The sequence below is a fragment of the Bradyrhizobium algeriense genome, from assembly GCF_003062295.1.
In the GTDB taxonomy this organism is placed as follows: domain Bacteria; phylum Pseudomonadota; class Alphaproteobacteria; order Rhizobiales; family Xanthobacteraceae; genus Bradyrhizobium; species Bradyrhizobium algeriense.
Map to the genome: position 1 here is coordinate 162191 of NZ_PYCN01000004.1, position 17450 is coordinate 179640.

18 protein-coding genes and 1 pseudogene are annotated in these 17450 nt (G+C 63.1%); 6 read left to right on the forward strand and 13 right to left on the reverse strand.

Annotated features, from left to right (window positions below; all coding sequences use genetic code 11):
• Window positions 1-139: 139 nt before the first annotated feature.
• Complete coding sequence (locus tag C7G61_RS11760; protein ID WP_108514254.1) at window positions 140-1912, forward strand: DUF459 domain-containing protein; 1773 nt, start codon at window positions 140-142, stop codon at window positions 1910-1912.
• Window positions 1913-2107: 195 nt separating this feature from the next.
• Here C7G61_RS11760 and C7G61_RS11765 read toward each other — a convergent pair whose 3' ends face one another.
• From C7G61_RS11765 to C7G61_RS11775, 3 genes are all read right to left on the reverse strand, one after another.
• On the reverse strand, window positions 2108-2482 hold the full coding sequence (locus C7G61_RS11765; protein WP_108514255.1) for a CsbD family protein: 375 nt from the start codon (window positions 2480-2482) through the stop codon (window positions 2108-2110).
• A gap of 92 nt (window positions 2483-2574) precedes the next feature.
• Complete coding sequence (locus C7G61_RS11770; protein WP_108514256.1) at window positions 2575-3309, reverse strand: SDR family NAD(P)-dependent oxidoreductase; 735 nt, start codon at window positions 3307-3309, stop codon at window positions 2575-2577.
• Window positions 3310-3343: 34 nt separating this feature from the next.
• Window positions 3344-3862 carry a GNAT family N-acetyltransferase gene (locus C7G61_RS11775; protein ID WP_108514257.1) on the reverse strand — a complete coding sequence of 173 codons (519 nt, stop codon included), beginning with the start codon at window positions 3860-3862 and terminating at the stop codon, window positions 3344-3346.
• A gap of 82 nt (window positions 3863-3944) precedes the next feature.
• Here C7G61_RS11775 and C7G61_RS11780 point away from each other — a divergent pair, with 82 nt between their 5' ends.
• The gene (locus C7G61_RS11780; protein WP_108514258.1) at window positions 3945-4724 is read left to right on the forward strand and encodes an SDR family NAD(P)-dependent oxidoreductase; all 780 of its coding nucleotides are present in this window, start codon (window positions 3945-3947) and stop codon (window positions 4722-4724) included.
• A 98-nt stretch (window positions 4725-4822) separates the two neighbouring features.
• Window positions 4823-5710: a TauD/TfdA dioxygenase family protein gene (locus C7G61_RS11785; RefSeq protein ID WP_108514259.1), complete on the forward strand. Its 888-nt coding sequence runs from the start codon at window positions 4823-4825 to the stop codon at window positions 5708-5710.
• A gap of 216 nt (window positions 5711-5926) precedes the next feature.
• On the opposite strand, the gene C7G61_RS11790 is transcribed toward C7G61_RS11785, so the two are convergent.
• On the reverse strand, window positions 5927-6577 hold the full coding sequence (locus C7G61_RS11790) for a YqgE/AlgH family protein (RefSeq protein ID WP_108514260.1): 651 nt from the start codon (window positions 6575-6577) through the stop codon (window positions 5927-5929).
• 135 nt (window positions 6578-6712) lie between these two features.
• Between C7G61_RS11790 and C7G61_RS11795 the strand changes: the two genes are divergently transcribed.
• Window positions 6713-7549, forward strand: a complete 837-nt coding sequence (locus C7G61_RS11795; RefSeq protein ID WP_108514261.1) for a protein-disulfide reductase DsbD domain-containing protein — start codon at window positions 6713-6715, stop codon at window positions 7547-7549.
• A gap of 138 nt (window positions 7550-7687) precedes the next feature.
• On the opposite strand, the gene C7G61_RS45975 is transcribed toward C7G61_RS11795, so the two are convergent.
• Window positions 7688-7852, reverse strand: coding sequence for a hypothetical protein (locus C7G61_RS45975; RefSeq protein WP_244608262.1), 165 nt, complete (start codon window positions 7850-7852; stop codon window positions 7688-7690).
• A gap of 318 nt (window positions 7853-8170) precedes the next feature.
• Here C7G61_RS45975 and C7G61_RS11805 point away from each other — a divergent pair, with 318 nt between their 5' ends.
• Entirely contained in the window at window positions 8171-9544 is a 1374-nt protein-coding gene (locus C7G61_RS11805) for an oligosaccharide flippase family protein (RefSeq protein ID WP_420836755.1), read from the forward strand.
• A gap of 174 nt (window positions 9545-9718) precedes the next feature.
• Window positions 9719-9813: pseudogene (locus tag C7G61_RS47375) on the forward strand (sulfite exporter TauE/SafE family protein); the annotation flags it as partial.
• 58 nt (window positions 9814-9871) lie between these two features.
• Here the strand turns inward: C7G61_RS47375 and C7G61_RS11810 are convergent.
• From C7G61_RS11810 to C7G61_RS11845, 8 genes are all read right to left on the reverse strand, one after another.
• On the reverse strand, window positions 9872-10660 hold the full coding sequence (locus tag C7G61_RS11810; RefSeq protein WP_108514263.1) for a 3-hydroxybutyrate dehydrogenase: 789 nt from the start codon (window positions 10658-10660) through the stop codon (window positions 9872-9874).
• 6 nt (window positions 10661-10666) lie between these two features.
• Window positions 10667-11842: a DUF3734 domain-containing protein gene (locus C7G61_RS11815; protein ID WP_108514264.1), complete on the reverse strand. Its 1176-nt coding sequence runs from the start codon at window positions 11840-11842 to the stop codon at window positions 10667-10669.
• Window positions 11843-11978: 136 nt separating this feature from the next.
• A complete protein-coding gene (locus tag C7G61_RS11820; protein WP_108514265.1) occupies window positions 11979-12527 on the reverse strand; it encodes a CAP domain-containing protein in 549 nt (182 codons plus the stop codon).
• Between the two features lie 157 nt (window positions 12528-12684).
• Window positions 12685-13734, reverse strand: a complete 1050-nt coding sequence (locus C7G61_RS11825; RefSeq protein WP_108514266.1) for a sulfate/molybdate ABC transporter ATP-binding protein — start codon at window positions 13732-13734, stop codon at window positions 12685-12687.
• Window positions 13724-14710, reverse strand: coding sequence for a sulfate ABC transporter permease subunit CysW (gene cysW, locus C7G61_RS11830; RefSeq protein WP_108514267.1), 987 nt, complete (start codon window positions 14708-14710; stop codon window positions 13724-13726). The genes C7G61_RS11825 and cysW overlap by 11 nt, the downstream gene beginning before the upstream one ends.
• Window positions 14711-14720: 10 nt before the next feature.
• A complete protein-coding gene (gene cysT, locus C7G61_RS11835; RefSeq protein WP_108514268.1) occupies window positions 14721-15527 on the reverse strand; it encodes a sulfate ABC transporter permease subunit CysT in 807 nt (268 codons plus the stop codon).
• Window positions 15528-15596: 69 nt separating this feature from the next.
• A complete protein-coding gene (locus tag C7G61_RS11840; protein ID WP_108514269.1) occupies window positions 15597-16586 on the reverse strand; it encodes a sulfate ABC transporter substrate-binding protein in 990 nt (329 codons plus the stop codon).
• Between the two features lie 138 nt (window positions 16587-16724).
• Window positions 16725-17450, reverse strand: a complete 726-nt coding sequence (locus C7G61_RS11845; protein WP_108514270.1) for a phosphoadenylyl-sulfate reductase — start codon at window positions 17448-17450, stop codon at window positions 16725-16727.

A 17450-nucleotide genomic window follows, 5' to 3' on the forward strand; every position in this document is an offset into this window, starting at 1 on the left:
AGTAACCCTGAAAACCACGATTCGGCTTGAGCCTTGACGGTCAGGCCGGAACCCCGGTTTATGGGGAAAATCTGCCCGCTTGCGGCCCGATTTCGCTATTATATTTGACACATCCACGACCCATTGCGACCGAGCCGGAATGCGAAAGCCAAAGTCCTTCTTGCACGTGTTCACCGACACCGGCCCGCTGGTGGCGCTGGCGGTTGCGATCGCGCTGCTGATCGGGATCGTGGGCCCTGCCTCGGCGCAGTTTTTCAATTTCGGAGGGCCCTCCCGACCCGCCCCGCGCAGCGGCGGCAGCTGGTTCGGGGGCGATTTCTTTGCGCCATTCCAGCAGCAGGCCCCGCAACAAGCGCCGCGCCAGGATTTTTCCCGCGCGCCTGGGCCCGCCAAGCGCGACACCGTGCCGGAACGTAACGTGCTGGTGCTGGGCGACGCGATGGCGGACTGGCTCGGCTATGGCCTGGAAGACACCTATACCGAGCAGCCCGACATGGGCGTGATCCGCAAGCACAAGACCGTCTCCGGCCTGATCAAGTATCAGCCACGCGGCGAGCCCGCCGATTGGGCCGCGGCCGCCAAGGCCATCCTCGCCACCGAAAAGCCTGATGCCATCGTCGTCATGCTCGGCCTCCACGACCGCGTGGCCATCCGCGAGGCGGCGCCTGAGAAGAAGAGCGACAAGAAAGACGACAAGAAGGACGCGCGCGCCAAGCCGGGCGATGCAAAGCCCAGGCCCGAAGGCTCGACTGATACCGCCAAGGCCGATGCCGGCAAGGCTGATGGAACCAAGGCAGACACTGCCAAGGTTGATACTGCCAAGGCTGACACTACCAAGGCTGATACCGCGAAGGCTGACGATGCCGAGGACGATGATGCGGCACAAATCGCCGCCCCCGAAAAGAGCGCGCGCGCGGGCGGCGGGCTTTACGAGTTTCGCGACGAGCGCTGGGTCGAGCACTACGCCAAGAAGATCGAAGAGCTGATCGGCGTACTGAAATCCAAGGGCGTGCCGGTGTTGTGGGTCGGGCTGCCGGCCATCCGCGGCCAGAAGGGAACGTCCGACATGCTGTTCCTCGACGCGCTGTATCGTGACGGCGCGGGCAAGGCCGGCATCACCTATGTCGATGTCTGGGATGGCTTCGTCGATGAAGCCGGCCGCTTCCTGCAAAAAGGTCCCGACTTCGAAGGCCAGATCCGCCAGTTGCGCACCGCCGACGGCGTGTTCTTCACCAGGCCCGGCGCGCGCAAGCTCGCGCATTATGTCGAGCGCGAGGTGACGCGCCTGCTTGCCGCCCGCTCCGGGCCGATCGCCGTGCCGATCGAGCCGGCAACCCCAGAGGCCAATGTCGCGCCTGGCCAGCCGGCGCCGCGTCCGCTGGCCGGACCGGTCATGCCGCTGGTGGCCTCTTCCGTCGGCACCGATCAGTTGCTCGGTGGTCCCGGCTCGCGTCCGGCCGGGGTGGATGCACTGGCTGCGCGCACGCTGGTAAAGGGTGAAGCGCTGGCGGCACCGGCCGGCCGCGCCGACGATTACGCCTGGCCGCGCCGGGAAATCGGCCGCGAGCAGGCCAAGGGCGATACGCCGGTAGCAGCCGCATCGCCGAGCGGAACGGTGGCGGCGGTGCCCGGACAGAGGCAGCTTTTGCTTCCGCCGCCGCAGCAAACGTTACAGCAACAGAAGAAGCCGCCACAGCAGCCGATGCAGATCCGACCCCCGCAAAACAACGGGCCGTCGCTGCGCGATTTCTTCGGCGGGTTCGGCGCGGCGCCGCGTCAGCCCGCGCCGCCTGCGGCCGCACCGCCGCGTGGACCCGTGGCCCCGGGACCCATGGCCCCGGGCGTGCCGCGCCCGCCGGGCAATGTCGGACGATCGGCCGAGGTCCCGCCGGGCAATCTCACGCGATTCTGACGCCTCACGGTGAGACGCGGGCCGGACGATGCATCCGCATCGCCGGGGCCGGACGATGCATCGCATCGCATCGCCCGGCAAACCAATGAAGACCGTTCTAGAGCCCCGTTCCGATGGAATCGGAACGGAGCTCTAGATTTTTGCTTTGACGCGTTTTCTTGACGCGAACCGGTCGCCACTTCGCTGGAAAACGCTCTAGCCGTAATAGCGCCAGCGCGGCGGCGGACGGCGCGGCGGACGTGTCATCAACAGTGCCAGCGCAAATCCAATTCCACCTGCGACCAACAGCGCGCCGAGCGGATTTTCCCGCACGGTCTTCGCCACCACTTGCTGACTGCTGCGAACGGTGTCGCCGCTGTTTTCATAGGCGTCCTTGGCATAGTTGACGGCGGCGTCGGTGGCGTCGCGGGCCGCATCCTTGGCCTGGCCGTAGAGATTCTGCACCGTGCCGGCCGCCTCGCGCGCGCGGCCTTCGGCTTGCGTCTTCGCATCGCCAGCCATGTCCCCGACAGTGCTTTCGACCTTACCCGCAAAATCCTTGGCCGAGCCGACAATCCGATCCTTGTCCATCGCGGTCTCTCCTGTTTTCAGGGAAAACTAACCGGCGAGACCCCGTTCGGGTTCCTAAAGCGCTCGAAATGCCCCGGTTCAGAACGCTTGGCTCAAAGTATAAGCCCGCCATCTACCACGATGGTCTGGCCGATGATGTAGGACGAAAGCGGCGAGGCCAGGAACAGTGCCGCACCGGCCATGTCGGCGGGCGTACCGAGCCGCTTCAGCGGGATCCGCTCCAGCGCGCCTTCGAGGCGTTTCGGATTTGATGTCGTCGCCTTGGTCATCTTGGTGTCGACCAGGCCGGGCGCGATGCCGTTGACGCGGATGCCGTTCTCGGCCCACGCCTCGCCGAGCGTGCGCGTCAAGCCCATCGCGCCGGTCTTCGAGGCGTTGTACGCCGGATTACCCATGGTGGAATGATAGGCGGCGGTCGAACTGACAATGATGAGCGAGCCTTGGCTGGCGCTCAGCATCGCGTGAAATTTGGTCGCGCACGCCATCAGGCTCATCAAATTGACTTCCAGCACCTTGCGAAAGCCATCCATCTCGAATTCGCCGCGGCGGTAGATCACCGCGCCCTGCGCCAGCACCAGCACGTCGAGTTTTGCAAATGGCGGCTTCAAGGCTTCGATCGCCTGCGGGTCGCTGACGTCGAGCCGGAAGTAATCGAGACCTTCGAGATGTGATCCTTCGTCAGGCGAATAGTCCGCTGCACTTGCGCGGGTACCGCAGACGGCGACATGCGCGCCCTTGGCGCGGAAGGCCTGCGCGATGCCGTTACCGATGCCGCTGGAGCCGCCGACCACCAGCACCTGCCTGCCGCTGAAATCCAGTTCGTTCATCGCTCGCGATCCTTCTTTGTTGATTTGTTGGGCTCTAGTTCCAGCCTTCGCCGAGGCAATTGACCATCAGGACACGATCGTAATATCGCCCGTCCCGCTTGAGACCCCTCTTTTCATAGCCGTACTCGACAAAGCCCGAGGCGCTGTAAAGCCGGCGCGCGTCGTCGTTCTCGCTTACCACGGTCAGTTGAATCATCTCGACGCGTTCGCGTGCATGGTTGAGAACCGCCGCGACAAGCTTCTTCCCAAGCCCCAGATTTCTTGCGGTGTTTCGCACGTACATGCCCCAAAGCGTCGCCTTATGCGCTTGCTTCGAACCTTCCTGCGCGGCATATGCCGCCACGCCCGCAAGCGTCCCATCGAGGAAAGCGCCGAAGATGTCGGCGCGGCCAAGGACGGCTTCGAACCACGACAGCGGCTGCGCGTTTTCCTTCTCAAACGTGCTGCCGAATGCTTCGGGACTTATCCGAAGACCTTCCAGCCGGATCTCCCTGTACAGGGCAGCATCCGAAGGCTCCAGGCGTCGGATCTGCAGGTCACGAATAGTGGTCATGTTTGCATCTCGCTCGACGTCGTTTGACCTGTCTGCGGATCGGTGCCAGCCTTGTCAATCCTGCACCTTTCCGGACCCCATCATGTCAGACTTCAAACGGCTCAGCCGCTCGGTCAAAGGCCTGACCGTCCTCGTCACCGGCGCCGCGAGCGGCATGGGCCGCGCCACCGCGCGGGTGTTCGCCGCCGACGGCGCCAACGTCGCCGTCACCGACATCAGCGCCGAGGCCACTCAGGCCGTGGCCAGCGAAATCGCGGCAAGCGGCGGCGCCGCAAAAGCGTGGACGCTCGACGTCGCCGACCGCTACAACATCACCGCCGTCGTCAACGAGGTCGCGGCGCATTTCGGCGGGCTCGATATCGTCGTCAACAATGCCGGCATCTCGGTGCGCGTCGCAATTGACGACGAGGGCTATGACGAGGCCTGGGCAAAAGGGTTGGCGGTGATGCTGACCGCGCATCAACGCATCATCCGCGCCGCGTTACCCTATTTGCGCAAATCGAAATCGCCGCGGATCGTCAATATCGCCTCCACCGAGGCGCTCGGCGCTACCGCATTGCACAGCCCCTACTCCGCCGCCAAGGCCGGCGTCGTCGGCCTGACGCGTTCGCTTGCGGTCGAGCTCGGCCGCGACGGCATCACGGTGAACTGCATCTGCCCGGGGCCGATCCTCACCGGCATGACCGCCCGGATCGCCGCCGAGCACAAGGCGATCTACGCCAAGCGCCGCACTGCGCTCGGCCGCTACGGCGACCCCGAGGAAGTCGCGCACATGACGCTGAGCCTGTGCCTGCCGGCGGCCTCGTTCCTGACCGGCGCCGTGATCCCCGTCGACGGCGGGTTGATGGCGCGAAACGCGTAACGGGCATGCGTCCGTAGCGTTGACTTGGGCACGTCAGGGAGTAATTTTTATCGCAAAGGGAGCGGGACAAACCGCCCGCGGCATACAGGACAGACGCCATGACGGTCACGATCCGGCAGCTTCATCCGCATTTTTTCGGCGAGGTTTCGGGCGTTGATTTGCGCAATCCCCTGACCCCGCAGGAAGCGGCCGATATCGAAGCCGGCATGGACAAATACGCAGTGCTGTTGTTTCGCAATCAGGACATCACGGACGAACAGCAACTGGCCTTTGCGTTGAATTTCGGCGAGCGCGAGAAGGCGCGGGGCGGCACCATCACCAAGAAGGAAGACTACCGCCTGACGTCAGGCCTGAATGACGTTTCAAACCTCGGCAAGGACGGCAAGCCGCTGGCGCGCGACAACCGCACCCATCTGTTCAATCTCGGAAACTGCCTGTGGCATTCCGACAGCTCGTTTCGCCCGATCCCGGCAAAATTTTCGCTTTTGTCGGCGCGAGTGGTGAACCCCAAGGGCGGTAACACCGAATTCGCCGACATGCGCGCGGCCTATGACGCGCTCGACGATGAGACCAAGGCCGAAATCGAGGACATGATCTGCGAGCATTCGCTGATGTATTCGCGCGGTTCGCTCGGCTTCCTGGATTATAGCGACGAAGAGAAAGCGATGTTCAAGCCGGTGCTGCAACGGCTGGTGCGAACGCATCCGGTGCACCGCCGCAAGTCGCTGTATCTGTCATCGCATGCCGGCGCCATCAAAGGCATGAGCATGCCGGAGGCGCGGCTGTTGCTGCGCGACCTCACCGAGCACGCCACGCAGCCGGAATTTGTCCACGTCCACAAATGGACGTTGCATGACCTCGTGATGTGGGACAACCGCCAGACCATGCACCGCGTCCGCCGCTACGACCAGTCGCAGCCCCGCGACATGCGCCGCGCAACAGTGGCGGGCACCGAACCGACGGTGCAGCAGCAAGCGGCGGAGTAGGAAATCTCTACGTTGTCGTCCCTGCGAACGCAGGGACCCATACCGCGTGATCCATCGATGAGGTGCGGTAGCAGACGCGCTGCGTTAGCCGGTTGCTGTTGTGAGTTGTTGAAGCGAAGCCGTCGCCCAGTGTGCCCATTTCGCCGGCCGCGGCGTATGGGTCCCTGCGTTCGCAGGGACGACACCGAGAGTGTGGTACAGTTCGCAGACGCCGGCCTACGCGTGCCCGGCCTCGTTCGACAGCATGCCGGGGTCGATGCCGATCTTGCGCAGCGCGCGCAGGTATTTGTCGTCGACGTCGTCGCCGAAGATCAAATCCGGATCGGCGTCGCAATGCAGCCAGCCATTGTGCTGGATCTCGTTCTCGAGCTGGCCCGGCGCCCAGCCGGCATAGCCCAGCGCCAGGATCGCGTGCTTCGGTCCGGTGCCCTTGGCGATCGCCTTGAGGATGTCTACCGTCGCGGTCAGGCAGATGCCCTCGTCGATATTGAGCGTCGCATCCTTGATGAAGAAATCGCTGGAATGCAGCACGAAGCCGCGGCCGGTATCGACCGGGCCGCCCTTCAGCACCTGCATGGTCTCGGCGTTTTCCGGCAGCTTGATCTGGTCGGCCTTCTGGATGATGTCGAGTTGCACCAATAGGCCGGGAAAATCGATGCTGCCGGCCGGGCGGTTGACGATGATGCCCATCGCCCCTTCCGAGGAATGCGCGCACATGTAGATGACGGAGCGCTCGAAGCGCGGATCGCCCATGACCGGCATGGCGATCAGCAGCCGGCCGTCCAGGTAGCCCTCGCCGGACGAATTGTCGCCAATACCGGCGGCTTTGCGGCGAACGGGCTTCGATGTCTTGCCTTCAGGGCTCATCCGCAAAGGCCTCTCTTGCTGATTCATATCCTGATATCGGGTGCGGTTTCTGTCAATCAAGCTTCCGGCATCATTCGGCGGCCGATCACACGCAATTCAATGGTTTGCGCCGCAACTTGCCTGTAAAGACGTCCCATGATCGTGATGGTTCCCCTGCGCGCCGCGCTCGGCGTCGCCGCTTTGTGTGTTGCGTGTGCGACGTCGGAGGTTCGCGCCGAGGATGCCTCGCCGTGGCAACGCGACGCGCATTCCGCGGTGCGGCTGCTGGCGGGATCGCGCAGCGGCCCGGTGCTGCTCGGCGGCGTGGCCATCCAGTTGCAGCCCGGATGGAAGACCTATTGGCGGACGCCCGGCGATTCCGGCGTCCCGCCCCGCTTCGATTTCTCAAAATCGGATAATGTCGAAGCCGTGACCGTGCTGTGGCCGGCACCGAAGAAGTTTGACGATGGCGCCGGTGGCACCGCGCTGGGATACAAGCAGCAGGTCGTGCTGCCGTTGCGGATCGTCGCCAAGAATGCCGACAAGCCGGTGACGCTGCGCGCCCACATCAATTATGCCGTCTGCGACAAGCTCTGCATTCCGGTCGAAGCCCATGCCGAACTCGCCTTTGCCAGCGTGGCAAGCACCGAGGACGGCAACCTGTCCGATGCGCTCAATACCGTGCCGAAGCCCGCCAATGTCGGCGACCCCAATCCGCTGACCATCCGCGACGTCAAGCGCGAGGGAAAGAACAACGTGCTGGTCGACGTCACCGCGCCCGAGGCCAAGGAAGTCAGCCTGTTCGTCGAGGGGCCGACGCCGGACTGGGCGCTGCCGGTTCCCAGGCTCGTCGAGCAAAGCCCGCCCGGCGTCAAACGCTTTGCCTTCGAACTCGACGGCCTGCCGCCCGGCGCCAGCCCGGAAGGCGCCGCGCTCAAGCTGACCCTGGTCAGCGGCGACCGGGCCTATGAGTTCAACGTCAGTTTGAATTGACGCGACTTGCCGTCCCTCCGGACGTGCCCAGCCGCGCCACGATGCCGCGACGTGTTTCCGCCACGGTGCAGCGACGCTTTCTGGTCTGAGGAGAGCCGGCGCTTGGCAGCAAGCTCTCCTCTTCAGCAACGTGTACTCCTAGCTTTTCTGCCCGCTGATTTGCTGCGCGCGCACATAGCTCTTGCAAGCGCCGCGCATGTCGCCCTTTGCCATGGCGGCATTCGCCGCGCCCATCTCTTTCATCATCGCAAATTTGCCGGGACTGTCAGGCATAGCGTTGCCGGACGCGACGAGCTTGGCCATGTTTTCGCTTGTGCAAGCCGGCTTCTGCGCCTTCTGCGCCGAAGCCGGGCTGAAAGCCAGCGCAGTGGCGACTGTAATAGAGGTAACAAGCAGTTTCATATTTATCCTCCCCGGCCGCACCATGCGACCGGACCTAAAAGTTGGAAAAGGCCGGAAAAGTTCCAGCGAGCTGGATCGCGTGGGCCGGGCGATCTCGGCAACGAGCCGCGAGATGGCTGGTAACGGCGCCCGGAACCCCAATCCAACCCAATCTTAACGAATGGTTGATACATCCGACTATCGCCGCCGCCTCGCGGCACGTTTCGGGGATGCACCCTTGTGGCCGTGATGGATACGCAATCCGCAACCGCCTCGCCTACCGGCGTGACCGCGCGCCTGCGCGCGCTGCTTGGCGGCTCCAGTGAGGCCTCCGTCACCAGGCGGCTGGCCGGCACCATCTTCGTCATCCGCGTCTTCAGCGCAGCGCTCGCCTATTTCGCGCAGATCCTGCTGGCGCGCTGGATGGGCGGCTCGGATTACGGCGTCTATGTCTATGTCTGGACCTGGGTGCTGCTGCTCGGCAGCATGATGGATTTCGGCATCTCGGCATCCGCGCAGAAGATCATTCCGGAGTATCGAACCCGCGGCGAACATGCCCTGCTGCGCGGCTTCCTCTCCGGCAGCCGCTGGATCACGTTCGCCGTCTCTTCCATCGTCTCGCTGCTGCTGGCGGGCGTGGTGAAGGGATTGTCGCCGTGGATCGACGCCAACGCGATCGTTCCCCTCTATATCGGCTGCCTGACGCTGCCGGCGTTTGTCGTCGCCAACACCCAGGACGGCATCGCCCGCTCGCATGACTGGATGCGGCTCGGCCTGATGCCGCAATTCATCGTGCGGCAGTCGCTGATCATCGGCCTGACCGCCGGCGCCTTCGTGCTCGGTTTCAATCTCGGCGCTACGGCTGCGATGTGGGCCAGCAGTGCTGCGGTATGGATCGCGATGATCGGCCAGATGATCGTGCTGAACCGCAGGCTCGGCGGCCACATCGCGCCTGGCCCCAAGGCCTATGATTTCCGCGGCTGGCTCGCGGTCTCGCTGCCGATCCTGATGGTCGAGGGATTTTACCTGCTGCTTTCCTACACCGACGTGCTGGTGCTGCAGCAATTCCGCTCCTCCGAAGAAGTCGGCGTCTATTTCGCGGTGGTGAAGACGCTGGCGCTGGTTTCCTTCATTCACTATGCGATGGCGGCGACGACGGCGCATCGCTTTGCCGAGTATCACGCGCAGGGCGACAAGCCGCGGCTGTCGGCCTATGTGGCGCATGCGATCCAGTGGACGTTCTGGCCGTCGCTGGCCGCGACCATCCTGCTGCTGGCGCTGGGCAAGCCGCTGCTGTGGCTGTTCGGACCGCAATTCGTGGTCGGCTACGACATCATGTTCATTGCCGCCGCTGGCCTCGTGGTGCGATCCGCCATCGGCCCGGTCGAGCGCCTGCTCAACATGCTCGGCCACCAGCACATCTGCGCGCTGGCCTATGCGCTCGCCTTCGTCATGAACCTCGTGCTGTGCGTGATGCTGGTGCCGCGCTTCGGCGGCCATGGCGCTGCGGCCGCGACCTCGATCTCGCTGGCGTTCGAGACGGTGCTGCTGTTCTGGATCGTGCGCCGGCGGCTCGGACTGCACGTGCTGGCGTTCGGCAAACGCGGCCTCTAGAGCCCGCATCGGCGATGGCAGAACATCGGTTTCGCCCTGCACCGGCAAATTGCCACCGGATTCCGGTGCACGCATGAAATATTCGTATTTCGCCCGATCCCCCGCCATCGATAGGACGTTCATCTCCTGCGTTGATATATATTCGCACATGCGAAATGGAATTTGCGCCCGGAAATGATTGATCCGCTTTACGTTGCATCGGGATTCGGCGTCGGCCTGCTGGTCGGGATGACGGGCGTCGGCGCGGCTCGCTGATGACGCCATTGTTGCCAGGAGCGCCACCCATTAGGATTTTAGGTGTGCGCTCCCGGGAGCCGTTCGCAATTCCTACTCCGCGGTCCAGCCGCCGTCGATGGAGTAGTTGGACCCGGTGATCTGGGCTGCATCGTCGCTGCACAGGAACAGTGCCAGCGCAGCAACCTGCTCTGACGTCACGAACTCCTTGGTCGGCTGGGCGTCAAGAAGCACGTCCTTGATGACCTGCTCCTTGGTCATGTTGCGCGCCTTCATGGTCTCCGGGATCTGGTGCTCGACCAGCGGCGTCCAGACATAGCCCGGGCTGATGCAGTTGCAGGTGATCTTGAAGGTCGCAACCTCCAGCGCCACCGTTTTTGTCAGCCCGGCGATGCCGTGCTTGGCCGAGACATAGGCCGACTTGAATGGCGAAGCCACCAGCGAATGCGCTGATGCGGTGTTGATGATGCGGCCCCAGCCGCGCTTCTTCATGCCGGGTACGGCGGCGCGGATGGCATGAAATGCCGATGACAGATTGATCGCAATGATCGCGTCCCATTTCTCGATCGGAAACTCCTCGATCGGGGCGACGAACTGGATGCCGGCATTGTTGACGAGGATATCGACCGAGCCGAAGGTCTTCTCGCCGAGCGCGACCATTTCGGCGATTTCGGCGGGCCTGGTCATGTCGGCAGGCGAATGCACCGCGCGGACTTTGAAATCCGTCTCGATGCCGGAACGCTCGCGCTCGATATCGGCCGGGACGCCCATGCCATTGAGAACGATATTGGCGCCGGCGCCGGCGAAAGCGCGCGCATAAGCCAAGCCGATGCCGCTGGTCGAGCCGGTCACGACGGCGGTTTTGCCTTTCAACGTACCCATATCAATTCACTCCTGTTTGCCTTCGGCTGGGTTTGAGCCCTTCCCCGTGAGATCGTAAGTCGCCATGGTCTGCCCGGGTTGCGGCCGCTCCAGCCGTTCTTTGTTACGCATCGACAAATGCACATCGCGAACACCCGCTTCCCAATGTTCGACCATGGCGACATGCGAGAAGTCGTAGTCCTTGGAATTTGTCTCGTAATTCTTGCTCTTGTAGATCAGGTGCACGACCGTGACGGTGTTTTCCTTCGACGCCTTGCGCAGGAATTCGACCGACGGATCGTTGTTCAAATGATCCGGTAATTTGCTGAGCAGATCGCGCACCGCCTTCCGCGCGTTGTGGATCTGCTTGTTCTTGTCGGTACTCGTGCGGGTGCGGCTGGAATAACGGATGTCCTTTTCCCGCTCGGCGGCCTCGAGCAGCGACGTCGGCAGGTCGCCACGCGCGCTGAACAGGTCGACCTGGAAGATCAGGAGATCGCGGTTGAACTCTTCTTCCAGCACGAAATCGAGCGGCGTGTTCGAGGCGATGCCGCCGTCCCAGTAATGCTCACCTTCGATGACAACGGACGGAAAACCGGGTGGCAGCGCGCCGGAGGCCATGACGTGCTCGGGGCCGATCTTCTTGCCGGCCTTCCTGAACTCGACATTGTCGAAATATCTGAAATTGCCCGAGGTGACGCCGACCGCGCCGACGCTGAACCTCATCTTCAGATCGTTGATGCGGTCGAAATCCACCAGCCGCTCGAGCGTTTTCTTCAGCGGCGCGGTGTCGTAATAGCTCTGCGACTGCGGGCTGCCGGGCGGCCACAACGGTGCAGGCGGAATCCGCGGCGTGAAGAAGCCGGGCACGCCGAAGGTCGCGATCAGTGCGGCTGAGGTTTCGTTGAACAGCGAGCGTGCGCGCTCACCTGGTGTCACCGGATTCCACGACACCGGAGATGACACCATCTCCCAGAATTCCTTCAAACGGTCGACGCGCGTTTCCGGTCCGTTGCCGGCAATGATCGCGGCATTGATGGCGCCGATCGAAATGCCCGCGACCCATTCCGGTTCGAAACCCGAGCGACACAATGCCTGAAAGGCGCCGGCCTGATAGGAGCCGAGCGCGCCACCGCCTTGCAGCACCAGCACACGCTGCGCTTTGGCGGGCGTGGTGGCCGGCACAGAGTCGGAAAGATCCATCGTGACCATCGACTAGTGGACAAAGACAGTGGCACCGTGGCGACAGTTCGCCACCGCGTCAATTGGCGAGATCGAAGCAAGGATCACGCCGAGTTTACCGTCTCGTGAGGCATCGAAGCCCGTAACCGGACCTGCTTCAGGTTGATGCAAGGATGAGCGTCCAGAACACCTTGTATTTGGTGTTTGGAGCATAGGCCGCCGCGATGCCCAATTTTGTGACACCGTTCTTGAGCATATTGGCCTTGTGCGGCGGCGAGTCGCGCCAGCCGGAGAAGGCTTCCGCCAGGGTGTGATATCCGGCCGAGACATTTTCGACGGCGAGCTTCGCCGGATAGCCGGAGGCTCCCAGCCGCTTTTCCAGAGGGCCCTTCACATTGTGGTCCATCTTGTTGCGCGCCGCCATCGCCTGCGACTGCTGCTCGGCGAGCCTGGTCAGCTCAGGATCGACCACCACGGTGCCGAGGCCGTTGTTCTGGCGGTATTGCGAGATCATGATCGCGGCCGCGACCGGATCGAGCGTGGCGCCGGGTTGCGCCATGTCGAGATACATGGCCGGCTGATCCGGGATCTTGACGTCTGCCGAGCAACCGGCAAGCAGCAAAAGCCCGATAATGGCGGTAGTCGCCCGTTTCACTGAAAGAATCCCCCAAAGAATCCCGAAGGCTGGACGCGGCCGTTGTTGCATACCAACCGTGGCTGAATGGTGAACGGGGGAGCGATTTGGGGGCAGCCGACGCGGCGGTAGCCCGGATGGAGCGCAGCGCAATCCGGGAACGGTCCGTCCGCGGCGCAAGCGGCCCCGGATTACGCTGCGCTCCATCCGGGCTACGGGGCTACGGAATTCAATCCTGTGCCGCGAAAATTCGGTAGCGGCGGGGCTGCAGGCCGATGATCTCGCCGGCCTGGAGTTCCCGGTCCCGGGGGGCGTCGATCTCGATCACGGTCTTGCCCTCGCCGCCCGAGAGCGTGACCTCCGCCCGCTGGATCGGGCCGAACGAGCGGACATGGCGCACCGCGCCCTCCAGCGAGCCGGTTCCCGCCGGCCCGATCTGCATGTCGTGGCGGCGGACGAACAGTTTTGAGGCGCCGGAGGCCGCGCCATCGGCGGCGATATTGAGCGGCTGGCCGCCGAGCCGCACCGAGCCGCCGAGAACCTCCACCGGCAGCACGATGGATTCACCGATGAAGCCGTGGACGAAAGCGGTGGCGGGATTGTCATAGACATCGCCCGGCGTGCCGATCTGCTCGATCCGGCCCTTGTCCATCACCACGACGCGGTTGGCGACTTCGAGCGCCTCTTCCTGGTCATGAGTGACGAAGATCGAGGTGACGTGAATTTCGGAATGCAGCGAGCGCAGCCACTGCCGCAGCTCCTTGCGCACCTTGGCATCGAGCGCGCCGAACGGTTCGTCGAGCAGCAGGATGCGCGGCTCGATCGCCAGCGCGCGGGCAAGCGCAATGCGCTGTCGCTGGCCGCCGGACAACTGGCTGGGATAGCGGTTGGCCAGCCAGTCGAGTTGCACCAGATCCAGCAGCTCCTTGACGCGGGCGCGGATCGTGGCCTCGTCCTTGCGGATGGCGCGCGGCTGTACGCGCAGGCCAAAGGCGACGTTTTCGAACACCGTCATGTGGCGGAACAGCGCGTAGTGCTGGAACACGAATCCGACATGGCGCTCGCTGGCGCCGTGTCCCAGCGCATCCTCGCCGTCGATCCGCACCTCGCCGGCATCGGGCCAGTCGAGGCCTGCAATGATCCGCAACAGCGTGGTCTTGCCCGAACCGGATGGTCCAAGAAGCGCCAGCAATTCGCCCTTGCCGACCTTCAGATCGACGTTATCCAGCGCAGCAAATGCGCCAAACTTCTTGACGATGTTTTTGACTTCAATGGTCACTTGGATGGTCCCTTGAATAGTCGCTTGGGCTTTGCGCTTCGTCCAGACGCTGTTCGAGCACTGTCTTCACGACCAGCGTGATCAGGGCCAGCATCGCCAGCAGCGAAGCAATCGCAAACGACGCCACGAATTGATACTCATTATAGAGAATTTCGACCAGCAGCGGCATGGTGTTGGTCTCGCCGCGGATATGGCCCGACACAACAGACACCGCGCCGAACTCGCCCATGGCGCGCGCGTTGCACAGCAGTACGCCATACAACAGGCCCCATTTGATATTGGGCAGAGTGACGCGGAAGAAGGTCTGCAGGCCTGACGCTCCGAGCGAGGTCGCCGCTTCCTCCTCCTGCGTGCCCTGCTCCTGCATCAAGGGAATCAGCGAGCGGGCGACGAACGGGAACGTCACGAAGATGGTGGCGAGCGCAATGCCCGGCACCGCGAACAGGATGTGGACGTTGTTCGCCTGCAGCCACGTGCCCCAATAGCCCTGCGCCCCGAACAGGAGCACGAAGACGAGACCCGAAATGACCGGGCTGACCGAGAACGGCAGGTCGATCAGCGTGATCAGAAAGGTTTTGCCGCGGAATTCGAATTTCGCGATCGCCCAGGCCGCGATCACGCCGAACACGAGGTTGAGGGTGACCGAGATCGCCGCAACCAGCAGCGTCAGCCTGATCGCCGAAAGCGCCTCCGGCTCGGCGAGTGCAGCAAAATAGGCGCTGATGCCTTTCGAAAAGGCCGATGCGAACACCACGACCAGCGGCAGCACGACAAAGACGGTGAGGAACGTGACAGCAAGCGCGACGATGATAAAGCGGACGGGTGCCGGCTCGGTCCGCAGGTCTTTTGGTGAAGTAACCGCGCGTGCCCGGTCGCCCGCCTCGCGGTGCGACGGCGGGGAGATCGCGAGGTCCGCCGTCGACGTATAGGCCCTTAGCGGCGTCGCCGGAGTCACAAAGCTCGTTTGCGTCGACATCGTCAGGTCCTCAATGCGCGGGAATGCGGGTTTGCGCCCAGCGTTGCAGGCGATTGACGACGAGGATGATCAGGAACGAAGCCAGCAGCATGATGACGGCGATGGCCGTCGCATCGGCATAACGAAATTCGGACAACCTGATCACGATCAGGAGCGGCGCGATTTCCGACACGTTCGGCAGATTGCCGGCAATGAAAATGACCGAACCGTATTCACCGACGGCGCGCGCGAATGCCAGCGCAAAACCTGTCAGCAGCGCCGGAATAAGACTCGGCAGGATCACCCGGAACACCGTGTGCCAACGGTTGGCCCCGAGGCTCGCGGCCGCCTCCTCGATTTCAGGATCGAGATCGATCAGCACCGGCTGAACCGTCCGCACCACGAACGGAATGCCGATGAAGACCATCGCAATGAAAATTCCGATCGGCGTGAATGCGACCTTGATGCCGAGTTCGGCGAGCGGCGCGCCGAGCCATCCCTTCTGCGCGAACAATTGCGTCAGCGCCACACCCGCCACCGCGGTCGGCAGCGCAAAGGGAATGTCGACGATGGCGTCGAATATCCGCCGGCCCGGAAAACGATATCGCACCAGCGCCCAGACGATGATCGTGCCCATCACCAGATTGACGCAGGCGGCGGCAAAGGAGAGGCCAAATGAAATTTTCAGCGCGTTCAAAGTGCGGCGGCTGGTGAGGATTTCCCAGAACTGTCCGGGCGAAAGCTCGAGCGTCTTGAGGAACAGGCCGGCGAGCGGGATGAGGATGATAACGGAGAGCCATGTCAGGGTCAGGCCCATGGTGAGCCCGAACCCGGGCAAGCTCGTCCGCCGTGCGACCGCTGTGCTCACAAATCCCCCTGCTTCCGCTACGGCTGGCCGTCAGCCAGATCAATTCTTGTAAATCTGGTCGAAAATGCCGCCTTCGCCGAAGTGATCCTTCTGCGCCTTGGTCCAACCACCAAAAACGTCGTCAATCGTGAAAAGTTCGACCTTGGCGAAGGATTTTTCGTACTCCCTCGCAATTTCCGAATCGCGCGGACGATAGGAATTGCGTGCGGCAATTTCCTGACCTTCCTTGGTATACCAATACTTCAGGTAGGCCTCGGCGACGGCGCGGGTGCCTTTTTTGTCGGCAACCTTGTCGACGACCGCGACCGGCGGCTCGGCGAGAATCGACAATGGCGGCGCAACGATCTCGAACTTGTCCTTGCCGAACTCGCGCTGCGCCAGGAACGCCTCGTTCTCCCACGCCAGCAGCACATCGCCGACGCCGCGCTCAACGAAGGTCACCGTCGAGCCGCGCGCGCCGGTATCCAGCACCGGCACGTTCTTGAAGAGGTCGGCGACGAATTTCTTCGCCTTGTCGGCGGAGCCGAATTTCTTTTCCGCAAAGCCCCACGCCGCCAGATAATTCCAGCGCGCACCGCCCGAGGTCTTCGGGTTCGGCGTGATCACCTGCACGCCGGGCTTGATCAGATCGCCCCAATCCTTGATCGCCTTGGGATTACCCTTGCGCACCAGGAACACGATCGTTGACGTATAAGGCGACGCATTCAGCGACAGGCGCTTCTGCCAGTCCGGCGCCACCAGGCCCTTGGCGGCGATGGCGTCGATGTCATAGGCCAGCGCCAGCGTGACCACGTCCGCCTGCAGGCCGTCGATCACCGCGCGCGCCTGCGAGCCCGAGCCGCCATGCGACTGCTTGATCTCGACGCTCTTGCCGGTTTCCTTCTGATAGGCCGCCGCGAACACCTTGTTGAAATCGGCGTAGAGTTCGCGCGTCGGATCGTAGGACACGTTGAGCAGGGTATGATCGGCAGCGAAGGCCGAACTCGCCCAGAGCAATCCGGCAACAAGCGGCAGAATGCGACGGATCATCGGTGATCTCCATTCGGCTAGATGAAACATATCATCAAGCGGGAAGCGCATAAGTCGCGACGAAAGGTCGCTTAGTCAACGAAACCGCATTTCATTGTTTTTGGTTCCGCAGCTTCGTTGTCCTATGAAGTCCAGGTTCTAGGAAGTTTTCATCGTATGGATGCCGCATTCGGTCTTTTGCCTGCCCCGCCAGCGGCCGGCACGGGCGTCTTCGTCCGGCGCGGTCCGGCTCGAACATGGCATGCACCCGACCGACAGATAGCCCGAGGCGATCAAGGGATGTGGCGGCAATTTGGCGAGCTTGTAGATCGCCTCGATCTCCTCGCGCGACACGTTGGCGAACGGATTGAATTTCAGCTTCGCGCCGTCGTCCTCGACGACGGGAATCTCGGCGCGCGCGCCGCCCTGAAAGCGCTTGCGCCCGTTGATCCAGGCCGAGAACGGCTTGAGCGCCCGCGCCAGCGGTTCCACCTTGCGGATACGGCAGCAGGCATCGGGATCGGAGAACCACAATTCGCGATCGGGATCCTGGCGTGACAGCGCCTCTTCCAGCGGCTTGATCGAGCGAACGTCACGAAGGCCGAGGGCTGCGATCAGCCTGTCGCGATAGGCGAGCGTCTCCTCGAACAGCCATCCGGTATCGAGGAAGATCACGGGAATGGCGGGATCAACATCCGCCATCACCTTGAGCAGCGCCGCCGATTCCGTGCCGAACGACGACACCAGAGCAAGCTGTTCGCGGCCGACGAGCTTAAGCGCGGTCTCAATGACACGCGCCGGCGAGGCGTCACGCAGGGTATGGTCGAGCGTCTGCGCCGAATGAAGGATCGCCGCATCTGCGGCGAGGCCGTGCTGTACGATCAT

Bases quoted from the DNA above. Each gene is read 5' to 3' on its own strand.
- C7G61_RS11770 (WP_108514256.1), bottom strand. From the start codon at position 3,309: ATGAACGAACTGGATTTCAGCGGCAGGCAGGTGCTGGTGGTCGGCGGC.
- C7G61_RS11765 (WP_108514255.1), bottom strand. From the start codon at position 2,482: ATGGACAAGGATCGGATTGTCGGCTCGGCCAAGGATTTTGCGGGTAAG.
- C7G61_RS11845 (WP_108514270.1), bottom strand. From the start codon at position 17,450: ATGATCGTACAGCACGGCCTCGCCGCAGATGCGGCGATCCTTCATTCG.
- C7G61_RS11785 (WP_108514259.1), top strand. From the start codon at position 4,823: ATGACGGTCACGATCCGGCAGCTTCATCCGCATTTTTTCGGCGAGGTT.
- C7G61_RS11815 (WP_108514264.1), bottom strand. From the start codon at position 11,842: ATGGATCTTTCCGACTCTGTGCCGGCCACCACGCCCGCCAAAGCGCAG.
- cysW (WP_108514267.1), bottom strand. From the start codon at position 14,710: ATGTCGACGCAAACGAGCTTTGTGACTCCGGCGACGCCGCTAAGGGCC.
- C7G61_RS45975 (WP_244608262.1), bottom strand. From the start codon at position 7,852: ATGGCCAAGCTCGTCGCGTCCGGCAACGCTATGCCTGACAGTCCCGGC.
- C7G61_RS11775 (WP_108514257.1), bottom strand. From the start codon at position 3,862: ATGACCACTATTCGTGACCTGCAGATCCGACGCCTGGAGCCTTCGGAT.
- C7G61_RS11790 (WP_108514260.1), bottom strand. From the start codon at position 6,577: ATGAGCCCTGAAGGCAAGACATCGAAGCCCGTTCGCCGCAAAGCCGCC.
- C7G61_RS11780 (WP_108514258.1), top strand. From the start codon at position 3,945: ATGTCAGACTTCAAACGGCTCAGCCGCTCGGTCAAAGGCCTGACCGTC.
- C7G61_RS11795 (WP_108514261.1), top strand. From the start codon at position 6,713: ATGATCGTGATGGTTCCCCTGCGCGCCGCGCTCGGCGTCGCCGCTTTG.
- C7G61_RS11760 (WP_108514254.1), top strand. From the start codon at position 140: ATGCGAAAGCCAAAGTCCTTCTTGCACGTGTTCACCGACACCGGCCCG.
- C7G61_RS11840 (WP_108514269.1), bottom strand. From the start codon at position 16,586: ATGATCCGTCGCATTCTGCCGCTTGTTGCCGGATTGCTCTGGGCGAGT.
- C7G61_RS11820 (WP_108514265.1), bottom strand. From the start codon at position 12,527: ATGCAACAACGGCCGCGTCCAGCCTTCGGGATTCTTTGGGGGATTCTT.
- C7G61_RS11810 (WP_108514263.1), bottom strand. From the start codon at position 10,660: ATGGGTACGTTGAAAGGCAAAACCGCCGTCGTGACCGGCTCGACCAGC.